Origin of the sequence: Nostoc flagelliforme FACHB-838 (genome assembly GCF_014698065.1) — a bacterium.
GTDB classification, from domain to species: domain Bacteria; phylum Cyanobacteriota; class Cyanobacteriia; order Cyanobacteriales; family Nostocaceae; genus Nostoc; species Nostoc flagelliforme_B.
This window is the reverse complement of record NZ_JACJSI010000460.1, coordinates 1-4,250: the sequence shown is the minus strand read 5'-3', so window position 1 is coordinate 4,250 and position 4,250 is coordinate 1. Positions and strand designations below refer to the sequence as shown.

Below are 4,250 nucleotides of genomic sequence, written 5' to 3'. Positions count from 1 at the left end.
GCAAAGACTATGAACGGCTTCCTGAGATGAGCGAAGCTGCCATCTATGCTGTGATGACACGTATTATGTTACGTCGTCTTGCTGCCTAAAGATTTTCTTTATAAATGGTTTCTAACTTATTCTTCATTGATGCGATCATAAGAGACTTTCCCAACGCTCAATTCATCTACTTAATTCGTGATGGTAGAGATGCCAGTGCGGAATATCTAGAGTCTGCATTTGGTCCAACAAATATTTATTGTGCAGCAACCATTTGGAAACTCTGTCAAGACGCTGTAAAACCCTGGCGTGAGCGACTCGCTCCAACTCAATGGCTCGATGTTTCGTATGAAACATTAGTTCGTGAACCAGAGGCCGTCTTAGACAAAGTTTGTCATTTTTTGGCAGAAGACTACAACTCGGAAATGTTGGCATTTTACAAATCAAACATTGCACAGCGGAGAGCAACAACCAAAGATCACAAACCGCTTGGGCAACCAGTTAGTGATCGCTACATCGGTATTTATAAAAACTTGCTGAGTCTGCGGGATCAAGAAATCTTTGCAGCGGTTGCTGGAGAAGAATTAACGGCTCTGGGCTATGACATTGAAGTTGAACCACTCCATCTCACTCAAGAACAGAAGGAACTGTATATCGAGTTGGATGGCAGAATTCGGGCGGCAACACTGGATGCCCCGGAAGGTCACATTGTTTATGAAAGCTACAATGATTGGTTAAGCGATCGCCGCGAAGACCGAAAGAAAAAGGAATCTGGGATGAACCTCAACCGTGGTCATTGTTCTCTCAAGGGCAGTTCTATGAAGAGCTAATTACTGGTCAGCGGGCTTGGAGAAAGTGGAAGGATTACTTTGGTGTCAAACGCCAGTATGTCAGTAATGATGTTGTGCTTTGAGTGAGTCCTATAACCGCAGCAACTAAAATGGCTTTCAAAAAATTTTCGATCGCTGCTTATGCTTGCGCCGAAGCTGTTCCACTTCAGCCGTTCCAGCAGCATGACGTTGAAACAACGCAGGGACAGATTAGCGTTAAAAACGTGACGATTTCCTTTCAACGCCGCCATCAGAAAGTTACTGCGGTTGAAAACGTTAATCTGAATATCAAAGCGGGTGAATTTGTGGCGCTTCTGGGAGCTTCTGGGTGTGGTAAATCAACCTTGCTGAACGCGATCACTGGAATTGTCAAGCCAACGGAAGGTAGCATCTGGATTGATCATTGCCAAGTAACTGAACCCAATCCTGCTTGTGGCATTGTTTTTCAGCATCACTCGCTGTTTCCCTGGATGACCGTACTGCAAAATGTCTCCTTTGGCCCTAAAATGCTTGGTTTTCCAGCTGCTAGATCAGTTGCAATGCAGTTCCTCACATTAGTTGGGTTGGAGAAATTTAAGAACTATTACCCGTCCATGCTTTCGGGTGGAATGCAGCAACGGGTTGGCATTGCTAGAGCGCTTGCAACGCAACCACCAGTGTTACTGATGGATGAACCCTTTGGTGCTCTGGATGCTCAAACTCGCAGCATCATGCAGGAAGAGCTTTTGAAAATATGGACAACATTCAAAACAACGGTTGTATTTGTCACCCATGACATTGATGAAGCCATATTCTTATCAGACCGGATTTGCATTATGCGATCGACCCCCGGTTCTATTAAAGAAGAAGTCATGGTTGATCTTGATCGTCCTCGCAAGCCCGACGTGATGCTGACAGAACAATACATTAAAGTGCAAAAGAAAGTTCTAGCGGCCATCAGGCAAGAAAGTTTGAAATCATTTAACCATCAATTGCATTGAAAGGGTAGGCAAATGCGCTCTTTAGTGTGGCCTTTAAAAAAAATTCCTCCAACTCTATCAACAAATTTTCGATGGTTGGTCATCAGCCTCGTTTCGTTTCTACTTTTGTGGGGTACTGTCTCTCTACTGCTGAATGAACCAACCTTGCTGCCAACCCCTTGGGAAGTATTCATTGGCTTCTTCAACCTGATCAAAGATGGACAATTATTAACGGATATTCAAGCCAGTTTACAGCGTGTATTTATTGGTTTTTTTATCGCTACTTGTCTTGCCGTTCCGTTGGGCATTATTCTTGCCTACTTTTATATTCCCAGACAAATCTTATTGCCGATTATCACCATCCTAAGGCCCATTCCTCCGATCGCCTGGATTCCATTAGCGATCTTGTGGTTTGGCATCGGTGATTCATCAAGCTACTTTATTACTGCACTTGCGGCATTTTTTCCCATCTTCATCAATTCGTTTGCGGGAGGAAAAGCCGTTGAGCATCAACATATCAACGCAGCGAAATGTTTAGGAGCCAGAAGATTTTCATTAGTGACCACGATTTTTCTCCCGTCTGCAATGCCCCAAGTCTGGGCAGGTTTGCGGATCGGTTTAGGACAGTCTTGGATGGCAGTTGTGACATCTGAATTGATTGCAGCTCAGTCGGGTTTAGGATACATGATTCAGGCAAATCGACTCAATCTTGAAACCAGCTATGTACTGGTAGGGATGGTGGTGATTGGCATTTTGGGAGCGTTGATGAATGCGGCATTGGGGTATATCGAGCAATACGTCATTCCCTGGAAGCCGCAATATCTGCATGGATAATGCAATCGTTACAACCCTTGCTGATTTACGCAGGATTTATGGTTATCCTTCTGAGCGATCTCAACGAAAATGCCTCGATTATCTTGACGTTCATTGTCGTAACTTGATCGCTGCTGCCCCATTTTTGGTGATTGGTTCTTCTCAGCGTTGTGGCACAGCCGATGTCTCGCCGCGTGGCGATGCCCCTGGCTTTGTGCGTGTGCTGGATGACAAAACGCTGTTAATTCCTGACCGACCCGGTAATAATCGCCTTGATACCATGTCCAACATTATTGAAAATCCAAACGTGGCGCTGCTGTTCTTGATTCCAGGAATGAATGAAACCTTGCGTGTGAATGGCACAGCAAAAATTACACAAGCTCCAGACTTGTTACTGTCTAGTGTCATGCAGGGCAAAGTTCCCAAAACTGCAATTGTAGTCACGGTTGCGGAGGCGTTTCTTCACTGTGCCAAAGCATTGATCCGCTCAAGGTTGTGGGACTCTAGCACTCAAATTGAGCGATCGCAGTTTCCCAGCGCTGGACAAATTCAAGCCGAGCAAATTAGAGGGCTAGATGTTGCTGCTGTAGAAGCAGAGATTGAAGAGCGAAACCGAACTCGACTCTATTAAGCTTCCAAGACAATTATTGATTTAATGACAAATTATGGCTATCTCTCGTCAATCGCTGATCAAGCGACTTACCTACACGCTGGTTCTGCCTTCTATTTCTTGTGTGTTTTTTGCTTGCGCTGGAACGCAATCTGCCAATAACCCCAGCAGCAATAATAAAACAGCTGCTGATAGCAACGCCGTAGTTGAAGTCAATCAAGCAGAAGGTAAAACCATTCCGATTCGGATTGCCTATCCTGCTGGTATGAATGGACAAATTGCCAAGGTAATGGAGAAGGCTAAAATTGCTGAAAAGAAAGGTTTGGAGGCAAAATACAACTTTTTCCAGAATGGTCCACCGATGATGGAAGCCTTTGCCTCTGGCAACGTTGACGCCGTGATCACCAGCCCAATGCCAGTGATTAACTTTATCTCTCGTAATCCTGGAAAAGCAGTTGTTGTGGCAAGTTTGGGAAATTCAAGCTACTCTCTCATGGTTCCAAACGGCAGCAGTATCAAACAAGCCAAGGATTTGCGAGGAAAAACGATCGCCCTCTCGTTTGGTTCTGACTCCCATCTAGACTTGCTGAAGCTTTTGAAAGAATCCAATTTGAATCCAAAATCAGATGTGAAGCTGCTGAACACGCCACCGAATGAACTACAGCTAGCCTTTGAACGCGGATTTGCGGATGCGATTGTCATTCGGCAACCTCAAGTGTTGAAGCTGAACAAGAAATTTAATGCTCAAATTATTCACACCTGGCCGCACCGCTATATTTCTGTCATGCGTACTGACTATCTAAAGAAACATCCTCAAGCTGAAAAGCAGTACCTTGAAGCATTACGAGATTCTATTCTGTTCACAGCAACCAACAAAGAACAAGCAAGCATCTGGTTCTCTGAACAAATTCGCCTCGATCCAGAAACCATTCGCCAAGTCTCAAAGCAATACGGTTCGGTTAAGCTCTAAGCAGTATTGATTACAGAAAAAGTAAGTGTTTCCAATTTAACTCCTGCCCCCTTATGTACTGGCTTCTTGGACGGAAACTTAGCCCTAGT

The 4,250-nt window shown here is 44.6% G+C and carries 5 protein-coding genes and 1 pseudogene; all 6 read left to right on the top strand.

Annotation, left to right across the window (positions count from 1 at the left end; genetic code table 11):
• Positions 1-89 (top strand): annotated as a pseudogene (locus H6G97_RS46565) (IS5/IS1182 family transposase); the annotation flags it as partial.
• A 15-nt stretch (positions 90-104) separates the two neighbouring features.
• The gene (locus H6G97_RS46560; RefSeq protein WP_190947171.1) at positions 105-809 is read left to right on the top strand and encodes a sulfotransferase family protein; all 705 of its coding nucleotides are present in this window, start codon (positions 105-107) and stop codon (positions 807-809) included.
• A gap of 110 nt (positions 810-919) precedes the next feature.
• Positions 920-1,789: an ABC transporter ATP-binding protein gene (locus H6G97_RS46555; protein ID WP_190947170.1), complete on the top strand. Its 870-nt coding sequence runs from the start codon at positions 920-922 to the stop codon at positions 1,787-1,789.
• Positions 1,790-1,801: 12 nt separating this feature from the next.
• Complete coding sequence (locus H6G97_RS46550; protein WP_190947169.1) at positions 1,802-2,602, top strand: ABC transporter permease; 801 nt, start codon at positions 1,802-1,804, stop codon at positions 2,600-2,602.
• Positions 2,595-3,212, top strand: a complete 618-nt coding sequence (locus H6G97_RS46545; RefSeq protein ID WP_190947168.1) for a pyridoxamine 5'-phosphate oxidase family protein — start codon at positions 2,595-2,597, stop codon at positions 3,210-3,212. The genes H6G97_RS46550 and H6G97_RS46545 overlap by 8 nt, the downstream gene beginning before the upstream one ends.
• A gap of 34 nt (positions 3,213-3,246) precedes the next feature.
• Positions 3,247-4,161 (top strand): NrtA/SsuA/CpmA family ABC transporter substrate-binding protein, encoded by a 915-nt coding sequence (locus tag H6G97_RS46540; protein ID WP_190947167.1) that lies wholly within the window; start codon positions 3,247-3,249, stop codon positions 4,159-4,161.
• Positions 4,162-4,250: the final 89 nt, after the last annotated feature.